Raw genomic sequence first — 763 nt, 5'->3', positions numbered from 1 at the left:
GCCGAGCGCAGCCTGGCCGAAGTGCTGGTCAAAGGCGCGGTGGAAGACCGCGAATACCGCATCATCAATGCTGATGGGCAGGTACGCTGGCTCAGCGACAAATGCTTCATCAACCGTCAGGCCGAGCCCGGTCAACCGCTGATCATTGTCGGCATGGCCGAAGACATCACCGAAAAGAAGCGCACGGAAGCCGAGTTGCAACGTCTGGCTACCACCGACGTGCTGACTCAAAGCAGCAATCGCCGGCACTTCTTCGAATGCGCGCAACGCGAGTTTGCACAGGCACGCAAGCTAGGTGCGCCGCTGGCATTCCTGCTGCTAGACATCGATGATTTCAAGGTGGTTAACGACACCTACGGCCACCCGCAAGGTGACAGGGTGCTGCAACAGATCGCAGAGAGCGGTCGCAGCGCATTGCGGCGTGGGGATGTGTTCGGCCGGATCGGCGGTGAAGAGTTTGCAGCGGTATTTCCCGGCTGCGCCCCTGACATGGCCATGCAAGTGGCCGAACGCTTGCAACGGCAGATTCAGCAATTGAGCTTCAGCCATGACGACCAGACCTTCGGTATCACCGTCAGCCAGGGCTTGACCAATCTCACCGACGCAGACGAAAGCCTCGATAGCCTGTTCGCCCGCGCGGATGCGGCGATGTATGAAGCCAAGCGGCAGGGCAAAAACCGGATCATTTCCGGCTGATTGGCCCAACACAAAACCCCTGTGGGAGCGGGCTTGCTCGCGAAGGCGGTGTGTCCGCCAGCATAAG

Annotated in this window: 1 protein-coding gene; it reads left to right on the top strand. The window is 60.0% G+C overall.

Features of this window, described 5'->3' with window-relative positions; genetic code table 11:
• On the top strand, positions 1 to 696 hold a 696-nt coding region (locus tag AC1DRJ_RS30730; protein WP_477805425.1), incomplete at its 5' end, for a sensor domain-containing diguanylate cyclase.
• Positions 697 to 763 lie beyond the last annotated feature (67 nt).

The organism is Pseudomonas sp. P5_B2 (genome assembly GCF_056400445.1).
Note: the sequence above shows the minus strand (reverse complement) of the source record. Positions and strands in the feature narration are given on the sequence as shown.